Origin of the sequence: Streptococcus cristatus ATCC 51100, from assembly GCF_000222765.1 — a bacterium.
In the GTDB taxonomy this organism is placed as follows: domain Bacteria; phylum Bacillota; class Bacilli; order Lactobacillales; family Streptococcaceae; genus Streptococcus; species Streptococcus cristatus.
Genome location: NZ_AFUE01000008.1, coordinates 319,896 through 343,607, shown reverse-complemented (window position 1 = coordinate 343,607; position 23,712 = coordinate 319,896). Strand labels below are relative to the sequence as shown.

The following is a 23,712-nucleotide window of genomic DNA, read 5'->3' as shown; positions in this document are numbered from 1 at the left end:
AATCCCGCTGGAATTCCATCGGGATTTTTTACATGACAAAAAGTCTGGTTTCCCAGACTTTTGCTCACATTATTCATATCTCAGCGCTTCAATCGGATCTAATTTAGATGCTTTATTAGCCGGCAAGATACCAAAGACAATACCAACCATGGCTGAGAAGACAAGGCTTCCAACTGCTGCAGTGACAGAGACAACTGGTGGACCTCCAAATACGTTTTCAGGCACGACTGCAGCTAGCAGAGCATTGATTCCATAGGCAAGGCTAAGACCAAGCAGGCCACCGATAAGGGTCAATACCATGGATTCAATCAAGAACTGCGTGAGAATATTTCCACGCGTTGCTCCAAGAGCTTTTCGCAAACCAATTTCCCGTGTCCGCTCTGTAACGGATACTAGCATGATATTCATCACACCGATACCACCAACAAAGAGGGAAATTCCTGCAATAGCTCCGATAACACCGGTCATAGTTCCTGTGATTTGATTGTACTGCTCCAGCAAGGTATCCATATTTAGGATTTGATATTCTCCTTGACGAGCTCCTGAGAGAGCCGTCAATTCTTTGGCTGCTTCTACACCAACTTCGTTGATACGATCCACTTCTGGCACATAGATATAGACAGTTGCAATTTCATCTGTATGAAATTCAGATGCCACCTGTGTATTCGCCATCAAGGCGCTACCTGAGCTCATACTCATGCTCTGACCAGCATTGGGATCCTTATAAATCCCAACAACCCGATAGTTGCTGTCACCGACTGAAACTATTTTATTCAGGGCTTCTGCACTACTTCCAAACAGGCTGGTTGCCACTGTTTCATCAATCATCATCACATTAGAAAAACTTTGATAGTCACTAGGCAAGAGAGTCCGTCCAGCTAAAATCTCATATTTTCTAATTTTAAAGAATGTGGCATTCACACCCGTAATGTTGACCTTATCAGACTTCTTGTTCTGATAAGAAAAATCAGCTGTCGAACCATTGGTCACATAATAGCCCTTGACTCCGTCAATCTTCAATAGTTCCTTGACCCAAGACTCTTGGACAACAGGTGGTTCCTCTAGTATCTCACTATCTGCATCTTGACCACCATTGACCTCCATCAAATTAACTCCCATCGTATAATTATTTTTAGTGGGAGAATAAAGCAAGCTTACATACTTCTGCTCTTTGGTGATGCTCTTGGTGACTCCCTGTTGCATCCCATTTCCCAGTGCTAAGATAACGACAACAGAAGCAACCCCGATGATAATCCCAATCATGGTCAGAAAAGCCCGCATCTTATGTCCAAGAATGGAACTAATGGCAAATTTGAAATTTTGCATTATTCATGTTCCTCCTTCTCAGCACTATCTGAAGAGATAACTCCATCACGAATGACAATTTGACGCTTAGCATAGGCAGCAATTTCAGGTTCGTGAGTAACCATGATAATCGTTTTTCCTTCAGCGTTCAACTCCATCAAGAGTTCCATAATTTGCTCCCCAGTTTTGGTATCAAGGGCTCCTGTCGGCTCGTCGGCAAGAATAATCGAAGGATTGTTTACCAAGGCACGCGCAATGGCAACACGTTGCTTCTGTCCCCCAGACAACTCTGACGGCAAGTGAGTCATACGAGTGCCCAAATCTACTTTTTCTAAATACTGCTTAGCTAGATTTTTGCGACTTCCTTGTGACACCCCCGCATAAATCAACGGGAGTTCCACATTTTGAAGGGCATTTAATTTAGATAAGAGGAAAAATTGCTGAAAAACGAAGCCGATCTGATTATTTCGCACCTTGGCTAACTTCTTATCACCCAAGTTTGCAACATCTTCATTTTCTAAAAAATACTCGCCAGTAGACGGACGATCCAACATCCCGATAATATTCATCAGGGTAGACTTCCCGGAACCAGACGGCCCCATGATAGCCACAAACTCGCCCTCTTCAACTGTCAAATTGATATTTTTTAAGACTTTAAGTTCTTGATCACCATTCCGATAGGTTTTGTTAATATTTCGTAGATCAATGAGTTTTTTCATCCGCTTTCACCTCTTGACCATCTTTCAAGCTATCTGTTGGATTGGTGATAACTTTACTATCTTTTGTCAAACCAGATGAGATTTCTTGATTTTCAGCATCAGCATTCCCTAAGGTCACTTCCACCTTCTTCGCTTTACCTTTTTCGACAGTCCAAACGTAGTTCTTGTCTCCGTCTGAGATAATACTGCTTGCTGGTACAAGAATCCCTTTTGTATTGTTTTTCACTTCAACGCTGACAGAGAAACCTTGCTTCAAATCACCAATTTCACTTGTAATATCGACTGTAAATGGATATTTTGCAGAGGAAGCCGCGCCACCTGTATTAGTTGATGAAGCTTGCTGTCCGTCCTTAGGATAGTTGGAAATATAGCTAATTTTACCTGTCCATTTTTTATCTGGATACACTTTTGAGGTAATGGTTACTTCTTGTCCAACTGACAAATTAGCCAGATTGTACTCAGAAAGTTCTCCCTTGATTTGAAGGCTACCGTTGCTGACAATATGCACCAAGGTTTGGTTGGTTCCTGTTGTTGATTTGGATACATCGCGATTTACTTCTACTACTGTCCCCTCAACAGTGCTCGTAACAGTCGCTGCATTCAACAAAGCTTGCGCCTTGTTCATATTGTCCACAGCGTCTGAACGTGCATCGCGCAAATCAGCCAGTTGAGAATCGACTGTACGTTGAGCAGAAGCAAGGGACTTACTATCCGTCTCTTCATCGCCAGTTTTTTCTACTGTCGCCCCATTAGTCTGTAAGTCATTAATCTGACGGTCAGCCTTATTGACAGCACGAACTGCGGCATCATAGTTTGCTTGAGCTTCTGTGCTCTTATATTGAACAAGTGCTTGTCCTACAGCTACTTGGTCGCCAACATTGACTAGGACCGACTCCAAGTCGCCCTTGGTAGCATCATAATAAACATATTGCTCTGAGTTAGCCGTTACGGTCCCCGTCAACAGGACAGATGAGGCTATGCTACCTTCTTTTGCCTGCTGCACAATTGGTGCAACTTCCTTAGGTTCTGTTGTAGAACTAAGATTGCTCAGGACTATTGCAGAAATTGCTCCCAATACAACTACAACAGCAACTCCGATAATACTAAATAGCTGCCATTTTTTCAGCTTTTTCATCTTTTTTCCTCCTCTTGATGAAAACCATTTTTCTTTTATACTACATTATATCATATGCCTAACATATTGTGATAGGAAAAGGGACAAAATCCCTAAAAGACCATTTTTCCTCTAAAAACGCTGCAGGATCTCTAAATCATAGCAGATTTTTGCATTCATTTTCTAAAAAAGGTACAATTACTTCATATTGATTAAAGGAGCTTCTATCTAACTATGAAAGAATTCGATATTATTGCAATTGGCGGTGGTAGCGGGGGTATTGCTACCATGAATCGCGCTGGTGAGCATGGCGCTAAAGCAGCTGTCATTGAAGAAAAGAAATTAGGGGGAACCTGTGTCAATGTCGGTTGTGTCCCTAAAAAAATCATGTGGTATGGTGCTCAGATTGCCGAGGCCATCCGACACTATGGACCAGACTATGGCTTTACTTCAGAAAATCAGCACTTTGACTTTGCTACTTTACGAAAGAATCGGGAAGCCTACATTGACCGTGCTCGTTCATCCTATGATGGCAGCTTCAAACGCAACGGCGTTGAACTGATCGAAGGTCGCGCTCATTTCGTTGACAAGCATACAGTCGAAGTCAATGGAGAATTGATTCGCGCCAAGCACATCGTTATCGCAACAGGTGCACATGCAGCCATTCCTCAGATTCCTGGTGCCGAATACGGTGAGACTTCTGACGATGTTTTTGCTTGGGAAGAACTACCTAAGTCTGTTGCCGTCGTCGGAGCAGGCTATATCGCTGTGGAGCTTGCTGGTGTCCTCCATACTCTAGGTGTCAAGACGGATCTCTTTGTCCGTCGCGACCGTCCTCTCCGCAATTTCGATAGCTATCTGATTGACGGATTGGTAGCTGAGATGGAAAAATCTGGTCCTAGTCTTCATGCTCACAAGATACCCGAACGAGTGGAAAAACTAGCCGATGGCCAACTACAACTCTACTTCCAAGACGGCAGTAGCCATATTGCCGATCGGATCATCTGGGCTATTGGCCGCAAGCCAAATGTCCAAGGGCTCAATCTTGATGCTGCAGGAGTTACCCTGAATGACCGTGGCTTTATCGCTGTGGATGAGTACCAAAACACTGTCGTACCTAGCATCTATGCCTTGGGCGATGTGACGGGCGAAAAAGAGCTGACGCCAGTAGCAATCAAGGCTGGACGTACCCTGTCTGAGCGCCTCTTTAACGGCAAGACAGATGCCAAGATGGATTACTCCACTATTCCGACTGTCGTCTTCTCCCACCCCGCTATTGGCACAGTAGGGCTGACGGAAGAAGAAGCTATTCAAGATTATGGCGCTGAGCAAATTCATGTCTACACCTCTAGCTTTACCTCTATGTACTCAGCTGTCACCCAGCACCGCCAGCAAGCCAAGTTTAAGCTTATCACTGCGAGTCACGATGAAAAGGTTGTCGGCCTCCATGGCATTGGCTATGGCGTAGATGAGATGATTCAAGGCTTCGCTGTTGCTATTAAGATGGGAGCTACCAAAGCCGACTTTGACGCGACTGTTGCCATTCACCCAACTGGCTCCGAAGAATTTGTCACCATGCGCTAAAAGTTTCCTCTTTCGCCTTTCTAAAGCTCATTATTATCATAAAATAAAGAATAAAGGGCAACCATAACTTATCCTTTCATTTTTGATTTTTATCTTACATTTTTGTAAGAAAGAAGTCTTAGGCCATTTAGATAGAGCTAAACACACTATTCTGGCTTTATTCTTTGACTTCTTTCTTTATTTTAAAGCACAAAATTCAATTATCATTCAAGAAATTCTAAATTATTTCTAAAATTGGGGAAGATTTATGTAAAGAATCTTCCTCTTTTTTATTTAGTTGGCTCACTTCTTCTAGACAAGTTTATAAATTATAACTTGTCTAGATAATCCTATTTTCTTAAAATATTCATGACTCCCTAGCCATCTTTTACCCTTTCTGCTATTCAAGAAACCGTATTTTTGATATGATAGTAAGAAATACTAAGAGAAAGGGGATTGGAAATGAGCAAAACGAAAAAATTACTAGCAGCTCTGGGAATTATTTTCTTTAATATTTTTGGTTTAATCGCCTTTATCTTCCTCCTCATTCGGAGCCGCAAAAAGCGGAAATAAACAAACAACTGTCTAGTCTGATATGAAAAGACTTGACTTTTTTTTATTTTGATTTAAAATAGTTACCATAATTTTAAAAAGAGGTTTACTGTTTATGAACAAGAACAAAGCTTTTCTTCTTGCCCTCCCAGCTATTGGCGCTGCATTCTTAGCTGTACTATCCCAGCTTAGTTTTTCTATTGGCCCCGTTCCCATCACGCTACAGACCTTTGCTGTCGGTTTAATTGCAACCATTTTTAAAACCCGCGAAGCTGTCTTGTCTGTTCTGCTTTATCTGCTGCTAGGAGCTATTGGTCTGCCGGTATTTGCCGGAGGAAGCGGTGGAGTTCAGGCTCTCTTTGGTCCAAGCGCGGGCTACCTTTGGGCATATCTGCTCTTTGCGCTGGTTACTTCTAGTCTGACAAGCAAAGATAGCAAGTTTTACACGATCTTTTTGGCTAATCTGCTCGGAGATACACTGGTCTTCGTCGGTGGAGTAATCGGACTTCATTTTCTGGCTAATATGGATTTTTCTAAAGCCATTGCTGTTGGTGTCACACCTTTCATTCTTCCGGATCTTTTAAAACTTGTAGCCATCACGCTCATCAGCATTCCTTTATTTAGAAGCCTGGCTTTTCATCCCTATTTTTCAGACAATAAAAACGGATAGACTGAAAGTCTACCCGTTTTTAAATGCATCTAAAAGAACTTGAAATTCTTCATTGGAAAGGGTGATGCCCTTGCCCATCTTGCTGTGGTCAGGACTCCAAGTGCGGATATCGTACTTGGCAGGAGCACCATTAAAACTTACGCGGTTTAGCTCCTTGGTCCAACCTTTTTCATTTTCTGATAAAACGAGCAATTTTTCCTCGATTTCAAACTTAAAATCTGCCATACTTTACCTCTTTTCTACTTTCTATCTCATTATTCGTAAAAGATTTTACTTTTTTACTTATTTTATTATATAATATATTGTAACAAGTTATGGAGATTTTAGCTATGAAAAAATATCTCGAAATGATTTTACAAAAGACGAATGAGTTCATTAACTATAAAAAGACGGATAAGGAAGAGGATGACAAGAGTCATATCCTACATACGATTGACTTGGCTCTTCGAAAAAATTCTGGTGTCCATGTTATTTTTCTGGATAAGAATTTTACTGGAGATATTGTCAAATATGACCGTGACCGCCAGCAGTTGATTGTCAAAAATTTCAAAAAAAGCATGACGACCATTATCCGTGTGCCTGATATCCATCGCATCAGTCTAGTCCCAAATAACATCCGTGAAGCCCAGAGAAAAGATATTCGGCTCGAACACCGCAAATTCAAAAAATAACTCTTCAAATCAAAAGCGATTTGAAGAGTTTTATTTTTTAAAAGCAATAGCAGAATTTTTAGAATAAGGTCTTCCGCTATCTATTCGTATCAACCATGTAGGCAATATCTACTTGATAAGCACATTGCTCCAATTTTCGTGCCTGATTAAGCCCGAACAGTCACACTAGTGCCATCTTCTTTATACAAATTGATTAAACCTTCCTTGCGGGCACGAACCATATCACCAGGTTGGACTGGCTGCGGAACGGTAATCGTCAGTAATTCCATTGGGTTTGGCGCACGGTCAATCTTATTTCCTTTTTCATCATGGAGGTCAGTAATGTAGGTTTCAAAATGGCGGAAACCAGGTCCATAGAATTCCACTTGATCGCCTTCATGGATAACATTCCGCTGGCGAATCGTTGCAGTTTGTGTAGCCTCATCATAAGCAACTACTTCTGCTACAAATTTGTATTCTGGAATCTTACGACGGGCTCCAAAAAGCTGCTCATTTTCAGTTGGCGTATGGTAGTAAAAACCAGTTGCCAGCTCACGTTGAGCTACTTTCCACATTTCATCTACTAGATCTTGCTTAATAGCTTCAAACTTTTCTGGGCTTTCCAAATAAGCATCCACGGCTGCTTTGTAGCAGTTGGTCACTGTAGAAACGTAGTGAATGGATTTCATCCGACCTTCGATTTTCAAACTATCGACACCATTTTCAATCATATCAGGAATATGATCCATCATGGACATATCAACAGCTGACATAGAGAATTCTTCTGGAATTTCACCCTTCAAACTCTTGCGTTCTTGTCCAAAAGGCATGTCGTACAAATCATATTTCCAACGACAAGATTGTGAACAACCGCCACGGTTGGCATCACGCATACTCATGTGATTGGAAAGGGTACAACGGCCAGAGTAAGAAATACACATAGCTCCATGAACGAAGGCTTCGATTTCTACATCGGTACGCTTGCGAATCTCGGCTAGCTCAGCCATGGAAACCTCACGTGCCAAAACAACCCGTGTCAAACCAAGATTTTTCCAAAACTCAAGCGTTTCATAGTTGGTTGCACTAGCCTGAGTCGACAAGTGAATCTCCAGGCCGGGTGCTTCAGAAGCTGCAATCGCAATCAAGGCTGGGTCAGAAACAATAACGGCCGCAATCCCGATGTCTCGCAAACGACGGAACCATTCTCCAGCACCTGCTTCATTTCCTTCGTGCATGACCATATTGGCCGCTACATAGACCTTGGCACCATGCTCAGCCGCAAATTGGACACCTTCTTCCATTTGCTCAAAAGTGAAGTTCCCCGCACGGCTGCGCAAACCATAGGCTTGACCACCAATAAAAACAGCATCTGCCCCATAGCGAACAGCTACTTTTAACTTTTCTAACGTACCAGCTGGTGAAAGTACCTCTGGACGTTTTAATTTTTTGTCATCTTTTCTCCTATTTGCAATATAAAAGTATTGATGTTTAACCCTATCTATTTTATAGCAATTTACCGCTAAAAGCAAGATGAAGCCTAGTTTTTTGACAATTCTAATCTTCTATCTCTATCTTCTTGATAAACATTTCAGAAAATAGTGTGATTAGTTGAGGCAAGCAAAAAGCCAGAAGTCTTAAACTTCTAGCTTTTCTTTCAAAATTTATTCTTCCTCCTTCTTCTTATTAAATTGTTTGTATCCGAAGAATCCAGCAACTAGCACAACCAATACGCCGATGACAATCCAAGTAGTTTGACTTGAGCTATCTTTCTTCGTATCGCTAGCTTTGTCCGCTGATTTTCCTTTTTCTGCTTCAGCTAGGAGGTTTGCTTTGTTATAGCCTGTATAGACAAGATCTGCATCTTTACCTTTTTCTTTCTTAATCTTTTCTTCCATCTCTGCTTCGACTGCTTTGATTTCCTTAAAGATTTTTTCTGAGCGTTCCAAGGCTTCCTTCGTCACTTCTGGTCCAGCGGCTTTGGCTTGTTCATTTGTGTAGTTTGCATATTTGGCATCACGTTCGGTCTGTTCTTTATCCCATTCAGCTTCTTTTGCTTTCCATTTTTCTTGGATGCTGTTACCAAAGATTTCTGGATATTTCATAACCATTTGGTCAATATGCCAAACAGTCCAATACCAAGATTTTCCGTCATATTTAGTAGAGCGGTTCTTGAAAGCTTCGTAAGTATCTTCTACATTACCATAGAATGGTACATATGGTGTGTTGCGACTTTGTGCCAGACCCAGCCACATAACACCGCCAAAGGCATTTGGTAGGTTTGGTTTGATTTGATAAACGTGGGCATCAATTACGTTTTCGTTACCTAGCGCATATTTGTAGACATTGCCATCGATCTTCTTACCGACTTCAACTAAGTCATCTGCTTTATATTCTGGCAAATGTTCAAAACGATTTCTTTGTTCAGCGATCACATCATGAACTGTGTATTTCTTATTTGGATCAGTTGGTTCGCGCAAGAGATCAAAAGCTTCATCGTCATAATTTACTTTTGCTTGTGGATCCATCCACTTGATACCTGCGTAGGTCCGAGAACGGTTACGTTCCATATATTTATCAGGTCCATAAGATTTAGCAATCATAAAGTTGCCATCTTTGTCGGTCTTATAGTTGTCTGCCTTTTTAGCTACTTCTTCTACATCTTTAGAAGCAATGACATTTTCCTTATCGTTCAAGTCAACGTGACCAAGATAGTAAGTGTTCGCAAAGACAGCATACTTATTCGTTGGGAATTTGATGGCTACATATTGGTGACCAGACAGGATTTCCATGTACCATAGCTCATTTTTATCCGCTGCAACGATGATATTTCCTTCTGCTGACCCTTTTTCATCTAGAACTTTCGCAACTGTCTCAATAACTTCACGTGCTGTTTTTGCACGTGGCAAAGCAAGGTCAACTAATGATGCTTCTGGAAGACCATCTTTTACAAGTGGATCTTCTTTTAACACTTTATCATTTGGTGTTGCTGAAACGGTCGCTGTCATAGCTACACCAAGTTCATTAAAGCCATGCGCAGCGAAGTTTCCGTTACTTCCGTTGTCACGATCAGAGTCGTAGACAGCTGTGTATTTCATTTCATTCGCCAAATGCGGATAGGTAAAGCCATTTGACTCATCTTCTATCTTATCGCCATCTTTATAGGTCTTAGCTGGCACAACTACATAGTTTTGATTGTGCCGACCACCGTCAGGGGCGTATGGATAGTCCTCTGTCCGACCAAATAGAGTAGAGCCATCTGCTGTCAGGTCTTTACCGACAATAAAAGCAGAACACGCTTGTGCCACATGAACAGGCAAAAGAGCAACTAACATTGCAAGGAACATTAGTCTGATCAGTATTTTCTTCATAGTCTATCTCCTTTTGACTATCTGCGGGGCTGGAATCAACTCCCAGTCTAAACAACATAAACCGTAATACCTTAACATTCCTATTTTAGTATACTCTCTTTCTAAATTTTTTGCAAGCGTTTACACAAAATTGTGTATATTTTTTATCTAATCTATATTTCCTCTACTTTTTCTCAAACCAGAGCAAATAAACTAAAAAATAGCCCCATCTTATTTAGAGGAAAGGCTATTATTTTTTATCTTATCAGAAAATATCCTGCTATAAAATCTTTATAAGCAATTCACTAGAGATTGTAGCAGAGCCGACTTGAGCTTTAAAGGATTTATCTCACTTTTTTAGCTAACATCGTCGCAAAGCGCAGCTGAATTCGATTGCCGTTTTCATCACGGCGATGGAGGTGGCCAGGATTTTCATTGTACTTGACCAGCTCCCAGTCCTTGTAATACTCGGCAAGCTCCCCTTCCTTAAATGTAAATGGGAAGGGAACAGAGCAAGGGAAATCCTCTGTATCCATAGCACAGACGATGAGATTGTAGCCGCCAAGCGCTGTATGTTCTTGCATATTGCGGATAATATCTGGAATCCGCTCTGCCCGCAGGAACATCAGAACAACGGTGGAAACGATCAAGTCATAAGTCTGAGTCAGACTAGCTGAGTTGATATCGTAGCTACCCACTGGCAGATCCAAATCTTCCTGCTCGACAATGCTACGTAAAATCTCCAAAGCTAGCTCATTCTGATCTACGGCCGTTACTTCAAAGCCCTGCTTTGCCAGAAAGAGAGCATTGCGGCCTTGACCACAGCCTAGATCTAAGGCCCGTCCTGGCCGGACTGTCTGCATAGCTTCCAAAACCTCTGAGTGCACTGGATTACTGCCGTATTTCTTAGGGAAATAATCCTCAGGCCGACAGTAAAACTCCAAATACCACTCTAGGTCATCTGTCAAGGCTTCGACCCGATGCCAAGCTTGGGGCTGGGCGAAAGGATTATCCTGACCAGCTTCAAAGATGTGCTCAGCCAGCTCCTCACCTTCCTCTGACATCTCAACAAACTTAAGGCGTCCCTTGAGAACAGTGATTTTGCCCCAAGTTCCCTCTTTGGTATTGTGCTTGTTCTTGACCAATTCGGGCATGGTCTCAGCTGTCCACACTGGCATGCGTTTATAAGCTAGCAATTTTTCTGTCATAAAAAATCCTTTCTCTGAAAGCCAAATTTAAAAATTTTAACTGTCTTTATCATACTCGAAAAGGGCAGACTTGACAAGTGCTAGGGTATTCAAGGTCTCACTAACAAAAAAGCAAGAAATGATATCCTGTGTCATATTTTCTATTTTTCATTGAATCTCTGTATCTTGTAAAATAGCACTATTCTGAGGTATCAGGAGAGAAAGGCTATTAAGAATATCCTTCGGACTCCGGCTTTTATTAAAAGTTGGATAATAGGCACTGTTCTTGTTTTGAAGAATTTTATAAGCCTTAGGATATTCTTTCTGAATTGGAAGATTTTCACTTTGTTTAAAGAATTCCTTTTTGAAATTTACAGTGTTGTAGTTTAAATCAATTCCCATTTTCTCAAACTGTTTACCTGGAAGTTCCTCTCCCGAGTAGCCTTGATTAAATGAATAAAATAACCCTTTTATTTCTTGACTATCTGGCTGATAATCAATGAATTCTCCTGTCTCTAAATCCAAATAATAATGTTTAATCTCTGTGTTGGAGATTGGAATATCATTTACCAATTTCTCTGTATATTTTTGAATATTGACTGTCAACACTTCTTTCCCATTTGACAACTTATTCACAGTTGGACCAACTGTACTTAACCCCCAGTCATTACCTTTTTCTCCTAGCCATTTTAATAAATCAATTTCCTTCTTTCTTAAGATTTGATCTTTCGTATCATAAATCAATAAACGATATGTACTCTCTCCTTTTTCTCTTGACATTGTTTTAATATTCTTCCTAATGATAAACCGCTCCCCCATAGTAACGACATCATCATTAATATAATCTACTTTTCTTTTAGGATCATTTTTGATATGTTTCCGAATTTCTTTATCCTCTTCTGGATTTTTACTAACCCATTGAGCTACCAAACCCTTATCTCCCAAAAAGATATGGTCACCAATTTCATAGTCGCCACTATAAGTATAAATACTATTATAATAGTCTTCCTTCTCTTTTTTAGTTTGCTCGTTCTGATAGTGTTGCCAAATAAAGAAAGCTGCTATAGCAGAAAAAAATATTATTATTAATGAAAATTTTTTAAAACTCATATATAATCTCCATCCTATTAATATCTTTTATATTTTAACACACTTAGAATGAGGATTCAAAAAGACCGGTCGCCCAGTCTTTCATCTTGTATTAAAGTTCTTCATCTGTCTTGCGATGTCACGGTTTTGCTCGCGGCGTTTGATGGATTCGCGCTTGTCGTAGTCGTGCTTCCCTTTGGCTAGGCCTAGGAGGAGCTTTGCATAGCCATCCTTGAGATAAACCTTGAGCGGCACCAGCGTCATGCCAGTTCCCTTGGTCTCCTGCTCCAGCTTTTGGATCTGTTTCTTATGCAGCAGCAGCTTTCTACGACGCTCAGGCTCTTGGTTCCAGATATTACCCTCTTCATAAGGCGCAATATGGACATTGCTGAGCCAGGCCTCACCGTTCTTGATCTGGGCAAAGCCGTCTTTGAGATTGATGCGGGCGGCACGGACGCTCTTGATTTCCGTTCCCGTCAGCACCATGCCAGCCTCGATGGTATCTACGATAGTGTAGTCGTGTCTGGCCTTTTTATTTTGCGCGACGACCTTTCCTTCTCCCTTTGCCATGCTTGGCTCCTTTCTTGACTAGTTCCTTGTAAAATGCCTTCTGGCTCTTGCCTTTCTTGGACTTCTTATCTTTCTTTTCTCTGTTGCCTTTTTCTTTGGAAGAATGGCTGCGCTTGTCATCCTCACGGCGTCTCTTCCTGCCAGACTTGCCTCTGCTACTCTTGCTAGTCTTTTCTACCAGGTCAAATTCACTAGGCAGGTATTCAAAGTCAATCTCGCCCGTAGCCTTATCCGCTCGAACCAGCTTGATGCGAATCTGCTGACCGACTTTAAAGACCACGCCAGACTTTTCTCCTTGCAGGGTCATCGTCCGCTCATTGTAGCTATAAAACTCTGGCAGGTTGGTGACATGAATCAAGCCTTCGACCGTATTGGGCAGCTCGACAAAGAGTCCAAACTTAACCACGCTTGAAACCACGCCGTCAAACTCTTCCCCAACGAATTCTTCCATGTACTCAGCCTTCTTCATGGCTTCGACTTCACGCTCGGCCTCGATAGCCCGACGCTCTCGGCTGGAAGACTGACTGGCAATTTCTGGAATCACTTGCTCAAAATGCTCTGCTATTTCCTTAGACTTGCCATAATCCCGCACCATCCGATGAACCAGAAGGTCCGGATAGCGACGAATCGGACTGGTGAAATGCGTATAAAACTCCGCTGCCAGACCATAGTGGCCGTGATTGTGCTCAGAGTAGCGAGCCTGTTGCATGGAGCGCAGAAGCATCATAGACAGGACATCCTCATAAGGCTGGTCTTTGACTGCCTCCATAATATCCTGCAGAGCCTGCTGACTCATAGAGCTAGCCGTTCCGTATATCCGAATCCCAAAGCTAGAGGCGTAGTCGATAAACTTCTGCACCTTCTCCGCCTTAGGCTCCTCGTGGATCCGATAGATGAAGGGCAGATTTAGCTTAGCAAAATGCTCAGCCACCGTCTCATTCGCCACTAGCATAAAGGACTCAATCATGCGCTCAGCAATTCCCCGCTGACGCAGGACAATATCCACTGGCCGGCCTTCTTTGTTGACGATGATTTTGGCTTCATTGGTATCAAAGTTGAGCGCACCGCGTTTAAAACGCATGCTTTCCAGAATCTCATGCAGGCGAACCATACTGTCAATACTAGGCACAATGGCCTTGAACTGCTCAGCTTTTTCCTGATCTCCTGCGATGATGTCGTTGACATCACTGTAGGTCATGCGGAAGGTCGTATTGATAACAGTCTGGGTGATGATGTGCTTGACCACGCGCCCCTTAGCATCTATCTCCATGATAGCCGACTGGGTCAGCCGGTCCACATTGGGATTGAGGGAGCAGATACCGTTGGACAGGCGCTCTGGCAGCATAGGCACCACGCGATCGGTCACATAGACGGAGGTTGCTCGATTGAGGGCTTCCTTGTCCAGCTCAGAGCCTTCTTTGACATAGTAGGACACATCTGCGATATGGACACCCAGCTCAAAATGACCATTTTTCAAGCGCTTGATATGGACCGCATCATCCAAGTCCTTGGCATCCGCTCCATCAATGGTAAAGGTAATCTCTTCACGCAGGTCCACACGTCCTTCAAAATCATTCTCTGAAGGTGCATCCGGAACTCGTTCAGCTTCTTCCAAGACCTTTTCTGGAAACTCGGAGACAATATCCATGGACTCCAGCACTTCCAGTACATCTATACCTGGATCGTTGACATGACCAACTACATCAATCAGACTAGCCACAAAGAAATCGTGTTTCTTGGTTGGATATTTGTCAATCGCGACCTTGAGTACCTCTGTGCCATCTAAAACCATGGCTGGTTTTTTAACATAAATAGGCTGGCGGATTTTCTGATTTTTCGAGCGGATATAGCCGGCATACTTGGGCTTTTCCTCATCCAACACCAGCTGGCCAACTGCTGTGGTCAGGCTGTGTTCCAAAATATCGATAATCTTAGCTTCAGCTGACGTTCCCTTGATGCGGTCTGCTACCTTAGTAATGATCACTTCCACCGTATCGCCATCAATGGCATGATTGACATCATTACGGCTGACAAAAAGATCATCCTCTTCTTCATTCAGGGTGACAAAGCCAAAGCCATTCTTATGGGCATGAAAAACACCCTTGAGCGTCAGACGCTCCTGTTTTTTCTTCTCGTAAAGCTCAATCCGCCCCTCATCATCAAAGCGAATCTGATGCTTTCTTTCCATTTGGGAGATCATCTTGACCAAGGCACTAAAGTCCTTGGAAGACTCTTTCCCCAGAGCAGCCGCCAGCTCATGTACGCTAGCCTGCTGCTTTTCTTTTAAATATTCTATAATTTCTTCTTTCATACTTTCTTTCTATACTATGAGGGGCTCTTGATATTCCCCTCTTTTTAAACTTTAAAAAAAGGCCAAGACAAAGTCAGAGCCCATTTTATTTACTAGATAATACTGCCAATATCAAGGCAATCAGCAACCAGACAAAGATCAAAAATCCTGTCAGACGCTGCATCACAGCTTCAAATCCCCGTGCTTTTGACCGCTCAAAAAGGTCGTTGGCACTCGAATCAAACACGTTACTAGATTGGTTTTTAGTTGGTTGCATGAAAATAGCAATGACAATAAAACCTGATAAAATGACTAAAATCGTTAATAATAGGCTATACATAAATAAAACTCCTTAAAATCCTTTCTATTTTACCATAAAATCTACTTAGATTCAAGATGTAAGGTTACTTTTCTTTCCTTGGGGCAGTACTTCAATACCTCAATCTTATCAGGATGAGTCTTACTATTCTTACTGGTCAGATAATTCTGACTGCCGCAACTGGAGCATTTCAAATGAATTTTAACGCGCACTAGATTTCCTTCTTTTTCAATAAATTTCCAAAACAAAAAAGGTTGATAAGGAGACTCAGTCCCACTAAGCCTGCTGTAGCATAAAAGACTGAATGATAGCCTGCTGTCGCTGCAATAGCCGAGCCTGACATGGGGCCAATGACACCACCCAGATAAAAGAAAATCTGGTTGTAGCTAAAGATTCGAGAAATCCCAAACTTAGGCGTGATTTTGCTCAATAGAGCATTGACCCCCGGCACCAAAGCTCCGGTCCCTAAACCAAACAAGAAACGGTAAAAACCAAGTTGGAGCGAAGAGCCTGCATGAGCACAGAGCATGTAAATAATAATAGAATAAAACTGAGCTAAAACGAGCAAACGATGATTGCCCATCCGATCCCCCATCCGACCTAAAATACTTGAGCTCAGCATACTGGACAGTCCCATACTCGAAACAATCAAGCCAGATACAAAAATCAAATTGTCCGTTTGGCCTAACTCCCGAATATAAAGGGAAAGAATCGGACCAATAGACTGGGCTGCAAACTGGATAACAAAGCTAGTCAGAAAAAGAGTTAGCAATAGCTTGGGATATCTAATCTGACGAATCAGTTCTCCAAATCCAATCTCCTCTTCCTTGGTGACCGGCCTAAAATCTTCTCGGATGAAAGCAGCCGTCATCAGGGTCGCAATCAAAAAGAAAAAGCCAATCAGTAGAAAGACATTGCGGATGCCAAAGACTTCAGCAATCACTCCACCAATCAAGGGTCCCATGAGATTGCCCGCAACGACACCTGTTGCCAAAGTTCCCAGCGCATAGCCCGTCTTTTCCTTAGGAACCTGACTGGCAATCAAGGCGGTACTGTTGGGCACATAGCCCGCAAAAACTCCGTTGAGAAAGCGCAAGACCAAGAGCCAAAAAATATTAGGTACAAAGGCAATGCCGCCCATGGTAAAGACCATAGCCGTAGCTGCCCGAATCATCATAGGTTTACGGCCATAGCGGTCAGCCAAACTGCCCCAAACAGGGGATAAAAAGGCTGCCGAAACAGCCGAAAGGGCAATGCCAAGACTAGCATAGTACTCCACCTCATGACCACGCGCTCCTAGCTGCTCCACAAAAAGGGGCATAAAAGGAGTAACTAGAGAAATGCTGGCACCTGTCAGGAAGTTCCCAAACCAGGCAATTTTCAGATTATGTTTCCAATTTACTTGTATCGTGATAGAATCATCTTCTTTCTAATTTCTGCAAAGCATCGCGAATCTGCTGTCGAGTTCCCTCAAGCGAGCCATTATTCTCAATCAAAACGTTTGCCCTCTTTCGTTTTTCTCGGAGAGATAGCTGAGCTGCTATGCGTTTTTCTGCCTCTTCCTGACTGAGAGTATTTCGCGCCATAAGACGGCTGAGCTGAGTTTCCTCCGTCACATCTACCAGCCAGATTTGGTCAAACCAGTTATCATATTCTAACTCAAACAACAAGGGAAGGTCCATGAAAAAGATATCTTCCGTCTCTGCGAGCAAATCTCGCCTGCGAGCCAGTTCCTCTCGAATAATTTCGTTCTGAAGCTGGCTGGACTGCGCCAAGACTTCAGAATTCCCAAAAATCATAGCTCCCAGTTTGGCCCGGTCCAAGCGGCCATCTTCCCGTAAGATAGCTGGACCAAAAGCGGATAAAAGAGCTTGATACAGTCGTCCTCCCGGCTCCTGCAGCTCATGCACCACTTGATCCGCATCAATAACTTGGTAGCCCTGCTGCCGCAAAAACTCTGTCACGGTTGACTTACCCGAGGCAATGCCGCCAGTGATACCGATAATTCTTGCCATGGCAGTTACCTCGCTTTCTGGCAATGAGGACAAAGATGAGTACCGCGTCCACCCAGCTTAATTTTCTCAATCGGGATGCCGCATCTAGCACAGGGTTGACCGGTCTTTCCATAGACCTGCAGAAAATCCTGCATCGTGCCATCCTCACCCAAAGCATTGCGGTAGGTCCGAATGGTCGAGCCCCTCTTCTCAATCCCAAGCTGCAAAACTTCTATAATCTGCTCACGCAGCCGTTTCACTTCAGCAGGCTTTAGACTAGCTGCAGGCCTGGCCGGATGAATCTGCGCCCGCCACAGGGCCTCATCTACATAGATATTGCCTAGCCCAACGACCAAGGTCTGCTCTAACAAATAGGGTTTGATAGGCTTCTTGGAACGACTCAAAGCTGCTGCAAAAGGCGCCAAGAGAAATTCTGAATCTGTCGGCTCAGGACCAAGCTTTCTGGCAGCAAAATAAGGCTCCAGCTGATCCTTTCTCAATAGCTCCATGGTCCCAAACTTGCGGACATCCTCATAAACAAGCGTCCCACCATCTGTCATCTCGAAAAAGACATGGGCATGCTTGCGCTCAGGCACCGCATCAGGATAAAAAAGATACTTGCCTTCCATTCGCAGATGGGAAACCAGCACTTCACCAGTCAGGTAAAAGAGCAAATACTTGCCCCGACGGCCAATCTTTTCAATGGTTTGACCGGGCAAATCGTGGACAAAAGCATCCACTCCCGTGCCAATCATCTTGGCATAGCGAATCCGCACCTGCCCAATCGTCTTACCAACAACCAGACGCTCCAAACCGCGCCGAACCGTTTCCACTTCAGGTAATTCAGGCATAAAGCTCCTTTCTATCTTCTTTTAGTCAGAAATATACTCTAAAATATCAGCAGGCTGACAATCTAGCGTTTCGCAAATAGCCAGCAAGGTCGCAAAGCGAATTCCTTTGGCCTTGCCTGTTTTGAGAATAGACAAATTTGCTTGCGTAATACCAATAATTGTCGCCAATTCTTTCGAGGTCAGACCCTTTTCTTCCAACACTTTATCTAAATTAACCTTGATTTTTCCCATTACACAAAACCATCTACATCTTCTTGAATTGTCTTCCCGTTTTTTATGACAAGATGCAAGACTCCTAGGACAATTACCAAAGCCAGACTATTCATATAGGGAAGAAATAGATTATCTACAAGCTCTAGCCAAGTCTGTATGGACTTTTGTCCGATAAAAATATCCCATATAATACTACCAATAAGTAAGCAAGTGACTAAAATCAATAGGTATCTGCTAAGCTTATAACTTTTATCCGTAAAAAGTTGATGGTTTATCATGCTGTGTAAAAATCGTCGAATCAATCCAAAAAACAAAATAGGAAGCAACCCCAACCAGATCATCTCATAAGATAACCTCAATAATTCAGCAAGTGGAGTAGCAGTTGATTGCCAATTATAAATCATCAAGATAATGCCTACAAAACCTCTAGCTAAAAACCAGAAGGCACAAAATACTTGTACCAAGAAGGTGATTGTGGTTATCACTTGTTTCAGAATTTGCATTTTCATAGCTTGTCCTCCTTATTGTTTTACGATAATTTGTTCTTATGATTATTATAAAACAATAATTCTATTCGGTCAAGAAATATTGTAAAACGATAATTCCAAAACTAAGAAAATTGGTTTAAAACCAATTTTCTGTTAATATTCCTTCTCATTATAGCCAAAGTCCGCCAAGTCCAGCTTCTTGTCCCGCCAGTTTTTCTTGACCTTGACCCAGGTTTCTAAGAAGATCTTGTCTCCGAGCATGAGCTCGATATCGCGACGAGCCATGGATCCGATTTTCTTGAGCATGGAGCCACCTTTACCGATGATAATGCCTTTTTGGCTGTCACGCTCGACCATGATCGTCGCTCGGATATGGACCTTGTCCGTCTCCTCGTCTCGCTTCATGCTGTCAACAACTACCGCAACTGAGTGGGGAATTTCTTCACGAGTCAGGTGTAGAACCTTTTCGCGAATCATTTCTGAAACCAAGAAACGTTCTGGATGGTCGGTAATCTGGTCTTCTGGGAAATATTGGAAACCTTCCTCTAGATTTTCACTAAGGATGTCAATCAGACGGGAAACATTGTTACCCTGCAAGGCTGAAATTGGCACGATTTCTTTGAAGTCCATCTGCTGACGGAAATCATCAATTTGCGCTAAAAGCTGATCCGGATGGACTTTATCAATCTTATTGACCACCAAGATCACTGGCACCTTAGCCGCTTTCAGGCGTTCGATAATCATATCATCGCCCTTGCCACGCGGCTCATCAGCCGGTACCATGAAGAGAACCGTGTCCACCTCACGCAGCGTGCTATAAGCCGCTTCGACCATGAAATCGCCTAAAGCTGTCTTAGGCTTGTGAATTCCCGGCGTATCGATAAAGACAATCTGCTCCTTATCCGTCGTATAAATGCCCATAATCTTATTGCGTGTGGTCTGAGCCTTATCGCTCATGATGACAATTTTTTGCCCCATGACATGATTCAAAAAAGTTGATTTCCCAACATTGGGGCGTCCCAAAATGGCTACAAAGCCTGATTTAAAAGTCATTGTTCTATTCCTTCTCTAAAAAATAATATCCCACAGTTTCGGCAGAAAGATAATCAAACCTGTGATAACTGCAAAACCAGAAACCACCAAAACTGCACCAGCTGCCATATCCTTGGCATTCTTTGCCCGCATAGAAAAGTGATAATCACTAGCCAGATCCACCACATTTTCAACGGCTGAATTCATGATTTCAAAGGCGATCACCAAAAAGATACTTAGCAGCAAGAACAGCCACTCAGTCGCTGAAATCCGAAAAATCAAACCTGCAATGATGGCAGCTAAAGCTGAAAGAACATGGCTCCGCATATTCTTCTCTTCCTTAAAAGCTGTGAAAATCCCCGTCAGGGCAAACTCCAAACTCGATATGACATCTCGATTTTTCCACTTGCGCTTGTTATTTTTATTGTCTTGTAAGTCCATAAGCTGTCAAAATTTCTTCCTGTAAGCCAAACATTTCTGCTTCTTCTTCCGGCGTATAATGATCATAGCCGTTGATATGCAGAAAACCATGCACCGCCAAAAAGCCCATCTCCCGTTCAAAGCTGTGCCCGTATTCTTCTGCTTGCTCTCGCGCCTTGTCCACCGAAATGAAGAGCTCGCCTATATAAGCATCAAAATCCTCCAGCATCTCAGTCAGCTCAGGATTGTCCGCCAAATCTTCCTCATCAAAAGCAATATCCAACTCTGGCTTGTATTCCAAGCTGATGACATCTGTCGGCCGATCTGTGTCTCGGTATTCCAAGTTGAGCTCATGGCTGCGCTCATTGGTCACAAAGGTCACAGCCATTTCCTTATTTTCTTTGCCCGTTTTCTGAGCCGCAAACTCCAAGATTTCCTGAGTCTGCTTGATGATTTCTTGAGAAACCTGACCGGTTTCATCCACCATTTCGATATACATATTTTACCTGCCTTGCTAATATTACCTTTATTATATCATATTTGGGTCGGATTTGGGGATGAACACATAAAAAGCCCTTGTAAATAAAGGGCTTTTCAAATGTATTGATGCTAATTGCCGGGATCGAACCGGCTACCTCATCCTTACCATGGATGCGCTCTGCCTACTGAGCTAAATCAGCATTACCTATCTACTATATCATGTAGATAGGCACTTGTCAATATTCTTTCTCACTTTTTTGCGAAATATTGTTCTCTGGTCAGATAGTAATGCAGCCGCGTCACTATTCGTCCCTCCTCATGCTTGTCCAAGGCCGCGTAAGGCTCTTCGTGCGAAAAGATCATGCCTGACTTTTGCATGACACGACCAGAGGCAGGATTATCAATATCATGTAAGGCCACCAATTTGTTCATGCCAATTTCTTCAAAAGCCAGCTCAAGCACTGCCCGATTGGCCTCAGTCGTATAGCCCTGATTCCAGTATTTTTTATGGATCACATAGCCGATAGCTGCCGTTTTCAAGTCCAAGCGGATCTTATGCAAGTCAATCGTTCCGATAAAGTCGCCAGTCTCCTTCAGCTCAATGCCCCAGCGACCCAAAGGATTGGCTAGGTAAAACAGGGCGATATTATTGCGGGTTTCCTCTAAATTTTTGTTGGTCGCAAAGGTATAGCGAACATTCTCCTCATCAGAAGCATATTCAAACATGGCTGGAGCGTCATCCAAAGTCACCGGGCGCAAGATTAATCGTTCCGTCTCAATTCTGGAATGCTAGCTCAGCTTAACATAGATATTTTCCATCTCTTCTTCCTAATTTTTCTTATCATAATAGCATAATTCCCTGCCTAAAACAATCCTTTTTTCCTTGCTTTTTGCGCCAGTTTCCTTTAAAATGAAAACATCACAATAATTGACCTAGGTCTCTTTGTAGTCCTGTATTCAGAGATCCTAGCATTAGAAAAAGGAGTAAAGCTCTATGTTAATCGGAATTCCAAAAGAAATTAAAAATAATGAAAATCGCGTTGCCCTGACGCCAGCTGGTGTGCACAGTCTTGTAGGAAAAGGCCATCAGGTTTTGATTGAGACAAATGCTGGACTTGGATCTGGCTTTGCAGATGCAGACTATGAAAAGCAAGGTGCAAAAATCGTTGCTACTGCTGCTGAAGCCTGGGCAGCTGAGTTGGTTGTTAAGGTTAAAGAACCGCTGGAAGCTGAATACCAATTCTTGCGTGATGACCTCCTACTCTTCACTTACCTGCACATGGCCGCTGCTCCCGAATTAGCCCAAGCTATGGTCACTGCTAAAACTACTGGGGTAGCCTACGAGACTGTACGTGACGGACAAGGGCAACTACCACTCTTAGTACCTATGAGTGAGGTTGCTGGTCGTATGGCGGTTCAAATCGGAGCGCATTTCCTAACCAAGCAAACAGGTGGCTCTGGCGTTCTCCTTGGCGGTGTACCAGGAGTGCCAAAAGGTAAAGTCACCATCATCGGAGGCGGTGTTGTAGGAACTCATGCAGCCCGTATCGCTCTGGGACTAGGCGCTCAAGTTACGATTCTCGATATTAGTGCCAAACGTCTATCCGTACTAGAAGAAGTCTTTGGCAACCAAATTCAAACTCTCATGTCCAATCCATTTAACATCGAGGCAAGCGTTCGCGAAGCAGATGTCGTGATTGGAGCTGTGCTCATTCCTGGTGCTAAGGCTCCAAAACTGGTGACTGACGATATGGTGAAGCAAATGCGCCCTGGTTCTGTTATTGTTGACGTGGCTGTTGACCAAGGTGGCGTTATCGAGACTGCTGACCGCGTGACCACCCATGATGAGCCAGTTTATGAGAAACACGGTGTTCTCCACTATGCGGTAGCCAATATCCCAGGTGCCGTAGCCCGCACTTCTACTATCGCTCTGACCAATGTCACCCTTCCTTATATTGAAGCACTGGCTGGCAAAGGCTTCAAACAAGCTATTGCAGACGATGCTGGATTGCGTGAAGGTGTCACAACCTATCACGGCCACATCACTAGCCGACCAGTTGCAGAAGGCTTGAATCTTGATTACACTTCTATTGACGAACTTGTCTAATCATTTTTCTCTTATATACAAAACCCGAAGGAACTTTTAGTCCTTCGGGTTTCATTTATTTTTAATTTGAAATTAGTGTCATACTGCAATTCATTTAGGCAGGATCAACATTGCTCCATATCTTTAAATTATCAAGTATATTACTCTTTAATAGACATTTTATAAGAAGTATCTAATACCAGTGATTCCTATTCCTGACTAGGCTCTTCTTTCTGGTAAAAGTTCATCCCAACTTCAGTATCCTCGACCAGAATATCATCAGTCTGACCCAACAGCAGCAAAGCGATGTAAAAGTCACCAACACAGCCCGCTGCATGAATACTAGCTAGAGGCATGTAGAGAGTTGAACTGAGCAAGCCCAGCATGGCCAATAAAGTCAGAAGCAAGCTAATCAAAACAAAGGGAGCCAAACCAATGACCAAGAAGTCCTTACGATTGTAAAAAGTTCCTGGACTAGTCGCATAGGCCATCCCATTTTTAAAACCAAACTTGACCTTGGCTTTCCCTTTACCAAAAAACTTGAAGAAGAAACCGTGGATGTACTCATGGATGACGACAAGGATAAAGGTAAAAATTAACAAATAGGCAAGATCTAGACCCGAAAAATCATAATGGTCGGCTCGGAAGATTAGCTGGGTCAATTTCGCAAAAAGCATTGAGAAGGGAAAAATCAGTAAGAGCCCTGCTACATTTAGACCGATTACATATTTCTTTTCTTCCATAAAATTAATTTTTTTAATAAGTTTCATAAA

Annotated in this window: 26 protein-coding genes and 1 tRNA gene; 4 read left to right on the top strand and 23 right to left on the bottom strand. The window is 42.8% G+C overall.

The window, feature by feature from the left end; genetic code table 11:
• Positions 1 to 69: 69 nt before the first annotated feature.
• The 3 genes from HMPREF9960_RS08365 to HMPREF9960_RS08355 are packed head-to-tail and all read right to left on the bottom strand — an operon-like array spanning position 70 to position 3,159.
• Entirely contained in the window at positions 70 to 1,326 is a 1,257-nt protein-coding gene (locus HMPREF9960_RS08365; RefSeq protein WP_005590694.1) for an ABC transporter permease, read from the bottom strand.
• Positions 1,326 to 2,024, bottom strand: a complete 699-nt coding sequence (locus tag HMPREF9960_RS08360) for an ABC transporter ATP-binding protein (protein WP_005590696.1) — start codon at positions 2,022 to 2,024, stop codon at positions 1,326 to 1,328. The genes HMPREF9960_RS08365 and HMPREF9960_RS08360 overlap by 1 nt, the downstream gene beginning before the upstream one ends.
• Positions 2,008 to 3,159 (bottom strand): efflux RND transporter periplasmic adaptor subunit, encoded by a 1,152-nt coding sequence (locus tag HMPREF9960_RS08355; protein ID WP_005590698.1) that lies wholly within the window; start codon positions 3,157 to 3,159, stop codon positions 2,008 to 2,010. Before HMPREF9960_RS08355 ends, HMPREF9960_RS08360 begins: the two co-directional genes overlap by 17 nt.
• Before the next feature lie 213 nt (positions 3,160 to 3,372).
• On the opposite strand from HMPREF9960_RS08355, the gene gorA reads away from it, so the two are divergent.
• Positions 3,373 to 4,722: a glutathione-disulfide reductase gene (gorA, locus tag HMPREF9960_RS08350; protein WP_005590699.1), complete on the top strand. Its 1,350-nt coding sequence runs from the start codon at positions 3,373 to 3,375 to the stop codon at positions 4,720 to 4,722.
• Between the two features lie 646 nt (positions 4,723 to 5,368).
• Positions 5,369 to 5,923 (top strand): biotin transporter BioY, encoded by a 555-nt coding sequence (locus tag HMPREF9960_RS08345; protein WP_005590702.1) that lies wholly within the window; start codon positions 5,369 to 5,371, stop codon positions 5,921 to 5,923.
• Between the two features lie 9 nt (positions 5,924 to 5,932).
• Here HMPREF9960_RS08345 and HMPREF9960_RS08340 read toward each other — a convergent pair whose 3' ends face one another.
• Positions 5,933 to 6,148 carry a YdbC family protein gene (locus tag HMPREF9960_RS08340; protein ID WP_005590703.1) on the bottom strand — a complete coding sequence of 72 codons (216 nt, stop codon included), beginning with the start codon at positions 6,146 to 6,148 and terminating at the stop codon, positions 5,933 to 5,935.
• A gap of 89 nt (positions 6,149 to 6,237) precedes the next feature.
• Between HMPREF9960_RS08340 and HMPREF9960_RS08335 the strand changes: the two genes are divergently transcribed.
• Positions 6,238 to 6,594 (top strand): hypothetical protein, encoded by a 357-nt coding sequence (locus HMPREF9960_RS08335; protein WP_005590705.1) that lies wholly within the window; start codon positions 6,238 to 6,240, stop codon positions 6,592 to 6,594.
• 146 nt (positions 6,595 to 6,740) lie between these two features.
• Here HMPREF9960_RS08335 and HMPREF9960_RS08330 read toward each other — a convergent pair whose 3' ends face one another.
• The 18 genes from HMPREF9960_RS08330 to HMPREF9960_RS08250 all read right to left on the bottom strand — a co-directional run bounded on the left by HMPREF9960_RS08330 (position 6,741) and on the right by HMPREF9960_RS08250 (position 21,633).
• The gene (locus HMPREF9960_RS08330; protein WP_037586345.1) at positions 6,741 to 8,045 is read right to left on the bottom strand and encodes a peptidase U32 family protein; all 1,305 of its coding nucleotides are present in this window, start codon (positions 8,043 to 8,045) and stop codon (positions 6,741 to 6,743) included.
• A 189-nt stretch (positions 8,046 to 8,234) separates the two neighbouring features.
• Entirely contained in the window at positions 8,235 to 9,941 is a 1,707-nt protein-coding gene (locus HMPREF9960_RS08325) for a C69 family dipeptidase (protein ID WP_005590707.1), read from the bottom strand.
• A gap of 323 nt (positions 9,942 to 10,264) precedes the next feature.
• Positions 10,265 to 11,128: an SAM-dependent methyltransferase TehB gene (tehB, locus tag HMPREF9960_RS08320; protein ID WP_005590708.1), complete on the bottom strand. Its 864-nt coding sequence runs from the start codon at positions 11,126 to 11,128 to the stop codon at positions 10,265 to 10,267.
• Positions 11,129 to 11,275: 147 nt separating this feature from the next.
• Positions 11,276 to 12,217, bottom strand: a complete 942-nt coding sequence (locus tag HMPREF9960_RS08315) for a hypothetical protein (RefSeq protein ID WP_005590709.1) — start codon at positions 12,215 to 12,217, stop codon at positions 11,276 to 11,278.
• Positions 12,218 to 12,298: 81 nt separating this feature from the next.
• Positions 12,299 to 12,766, bottom strand: a complete 468-nt coding sequence (smpB, locus tag HMPREF9960_RS08310; RefSeq protein WP_002894882.1) for an SsrA-binding protein SmpB — start codon at positions 12,764 to 12,766, stop codon at positions 12,299 to 12,301.
• Positions 12,729 to 15,077, bottom strand: a complete 2,349-nt coding sequence (rnr, locus tag HMPREF9960_RS08305; RefSeq protein WP_005590721.1) for a ribonuclease R — start codon at positions 15,075 to 15,077, stop codon at positions 12,729 to 12,731. The genes smpB and rnr overlap by 38 nt, the downstream gene beginning before the upstream one ends.
• An 85-nt stretch (positions 15,078 to 15,162) precedes the next feature.
• Positions 15,163 to 15,396, bottom strand: coding sequence for a preprotein translocase subunit SecG (gene secG, locus HMPREF9960_RS08300; RefSeq protein ID WP_005590722.1), 234 nt, complete (start codon positions 15,394 to 15,396; stop codon positions 15,163 to 15,165).
• 41 nt (positions 15,397 to 15,437) lie between these two features.
• Positions 15,438 to 15,587, bottom strand: a complete 150-nt coding sequence (gene rpmG / locus HMPREF9960_RS10165; protein WP_005590723.1) for a 50S ribosomal protein L33 — start codon at positions 15,585 to 15,587, stop codon at positions 15,438 to 15,440.
• The gene (locus HMPREF9960_RS08295) at positions 15,587 to 16,783 is read right to left on the bottom strand and encodes a multidrug efflux MFS transporter (protein ID WP_408641179.1); all 1,197 of its coding nucleotides are present in this window, start codon (positions 16,781 to 16,783) and stop codon (positions 15,587 to 15,589) included. The genes rpmG and HMPREF9960_RS08295 overlap by 1 nt, the downstream gene beginning before the upstream one ends.
• 10 nt (positions 16,784 to 16,793) lie before the next feature.
• Complete coding sequence (coaE, locus tag HMPREF9960_RS08290) at positions 16,794 to 17,390, bottom strand: dephospho-CoA kinase (protein ID WP_005590725.1); 597 nt, start codon at positions 17,388 to 17,390, stop codon at positions 16,794 to 16,796.
• Positions 17,391 to 17,395: 5 nt separating this feature from the next.
• Complete coding sequence (mutM, locus tag HMPREF9960_RS08285; RefSeq protein WP_005590726.1) at positions 17,396 to 18,220, bottom strand: DNA-formamidopyrimidine glycosylase; 825 nt, start codon at positions 18,218 to 18,220, stop codon at positions 17,396 to 17,398.
• A gap of 21 nt (positions 18,221 to 18,241) precedes the next feature.
• On the bottom strand, positions 18,242 to 18,451 hold the full coding sequence (locus HMPREF9960_RS08280; RefSeq protein WP_005590727.1) for a helix-turn-helix domain-containing protein: 210 nt from the start codon (positions 18,449 to 18,451) through the stop codon (positions 18,242 to 18,244).
• Positions 18,451 to 18,942 carry a hypothetical protein gene (locus tag HMPREF9960_RS08275; protein ID WP_005590728.1) on the bottom strand — a complete coding sequence of 164 codons (492 nt, stop codon included), beginning with the start codon at positions 18,940 to 18,942 and terminating at the stop codon, positions 18,451 to 18,453. The genes HMPREF9960_RS08280 and HMPREF9960_RS08275 overlap by 1 nt, the downstream gene beginning before the upstream one ends.
• Positions 18,943 to 19,074: 132 nt before the next feature.
• The gene (gene era / locus HMPREF9960_RS08270; RefSeq protein ID WP_005590729.1) at positions 19,075 to 19,974 is read right to left on the bottom strand and encodes a GTPase Era; all 900 of its coding nucleotides are present in this window, start codon (positions 19,972 to 19,974) and stop codon (positions 19,075 to 19,077) included.
• Between the two features lie 15 nt (positions 19,975 to 19,989).
• Positions 19,990 to 20,394: a diacylglycerol kinase family protein gene (locus HMPREF9960_RS08265; RefSeq protein WP_005590730.1), complete on the bottom strand. Its 405-nt coding sequence runs from the start codon at positions 20,392 to 20,394 to the stop codon at positions 19,990 to 19,992.
• Entirely contained in the window at positions 20,375 to 20,872 is a 498-nt protein-coding gene (gene ybeY, locus HMPREF9960_RS08260) for an rRNA maturation RNase YbeY (protein WP_005590731.1), read from the bottom strand. The genes HMPREF9960_RS08265 and ybeY overlap by 20 nt, the downstream gene beginning before the upstream one ends.
• Positions 20,873 to 20,980: 108 nt before the next feature.
• A tRNA-Thr gene (locus tag HMPREF9960_RS08255) sits at positions 20,981 to 21,053 on the bottom strand.
• Positions 21,054 to 21,102: 49 nt separating this feature from the next.
• Positions 21,103 to 21,633 (bottom strand): GNAT family N-acetyltransferase, encoded by a 531-nt coding sequence (locus tag HMPREF9960_RS08250; RefSeq protein WP_231913463.1) that lies wholly within the window; start codon positions 21,631 to 21,633, stop codon positions 21,103 to 21,105.
• 214 nt (positions 21,634 to 21,847) lie between these two features.
• Here HMPREF9960_RS08250 and ald point away from each other — a divergent pair, with 214 nt between their 5' ends.
• Complete coding sequence (gene ald / locus HMPREF9960_RS08245; protein WP_005590734.1) at positions 21,848 to 22,960, top strand: alanine dehydrogenase; 1,113 nt, start codon at positions 21,848 to 21,850, stop codon at positions 22,958 to 22,960.
• Positions 22,961 to 23,148: 188 nt separating this feature from the next.
• Here ald and HMPREF9960_RS08240 read toward each other — a convergent pair whose 3' ends face one another.
• Positions 23,149 to 23,709, bottom strand: a complete 561-nt coding sequence (locus HMPREF9960_RS08240; protein ID WP_005590736.1) for a DUF3267 domain-containing protein — start codon at positions 23,707 to 23,709, stop codon at positions 23,149 to 23,151.
• Between the last annotated feature and the right edge of the window lie 3 nt (positions 23,710 to 23,712).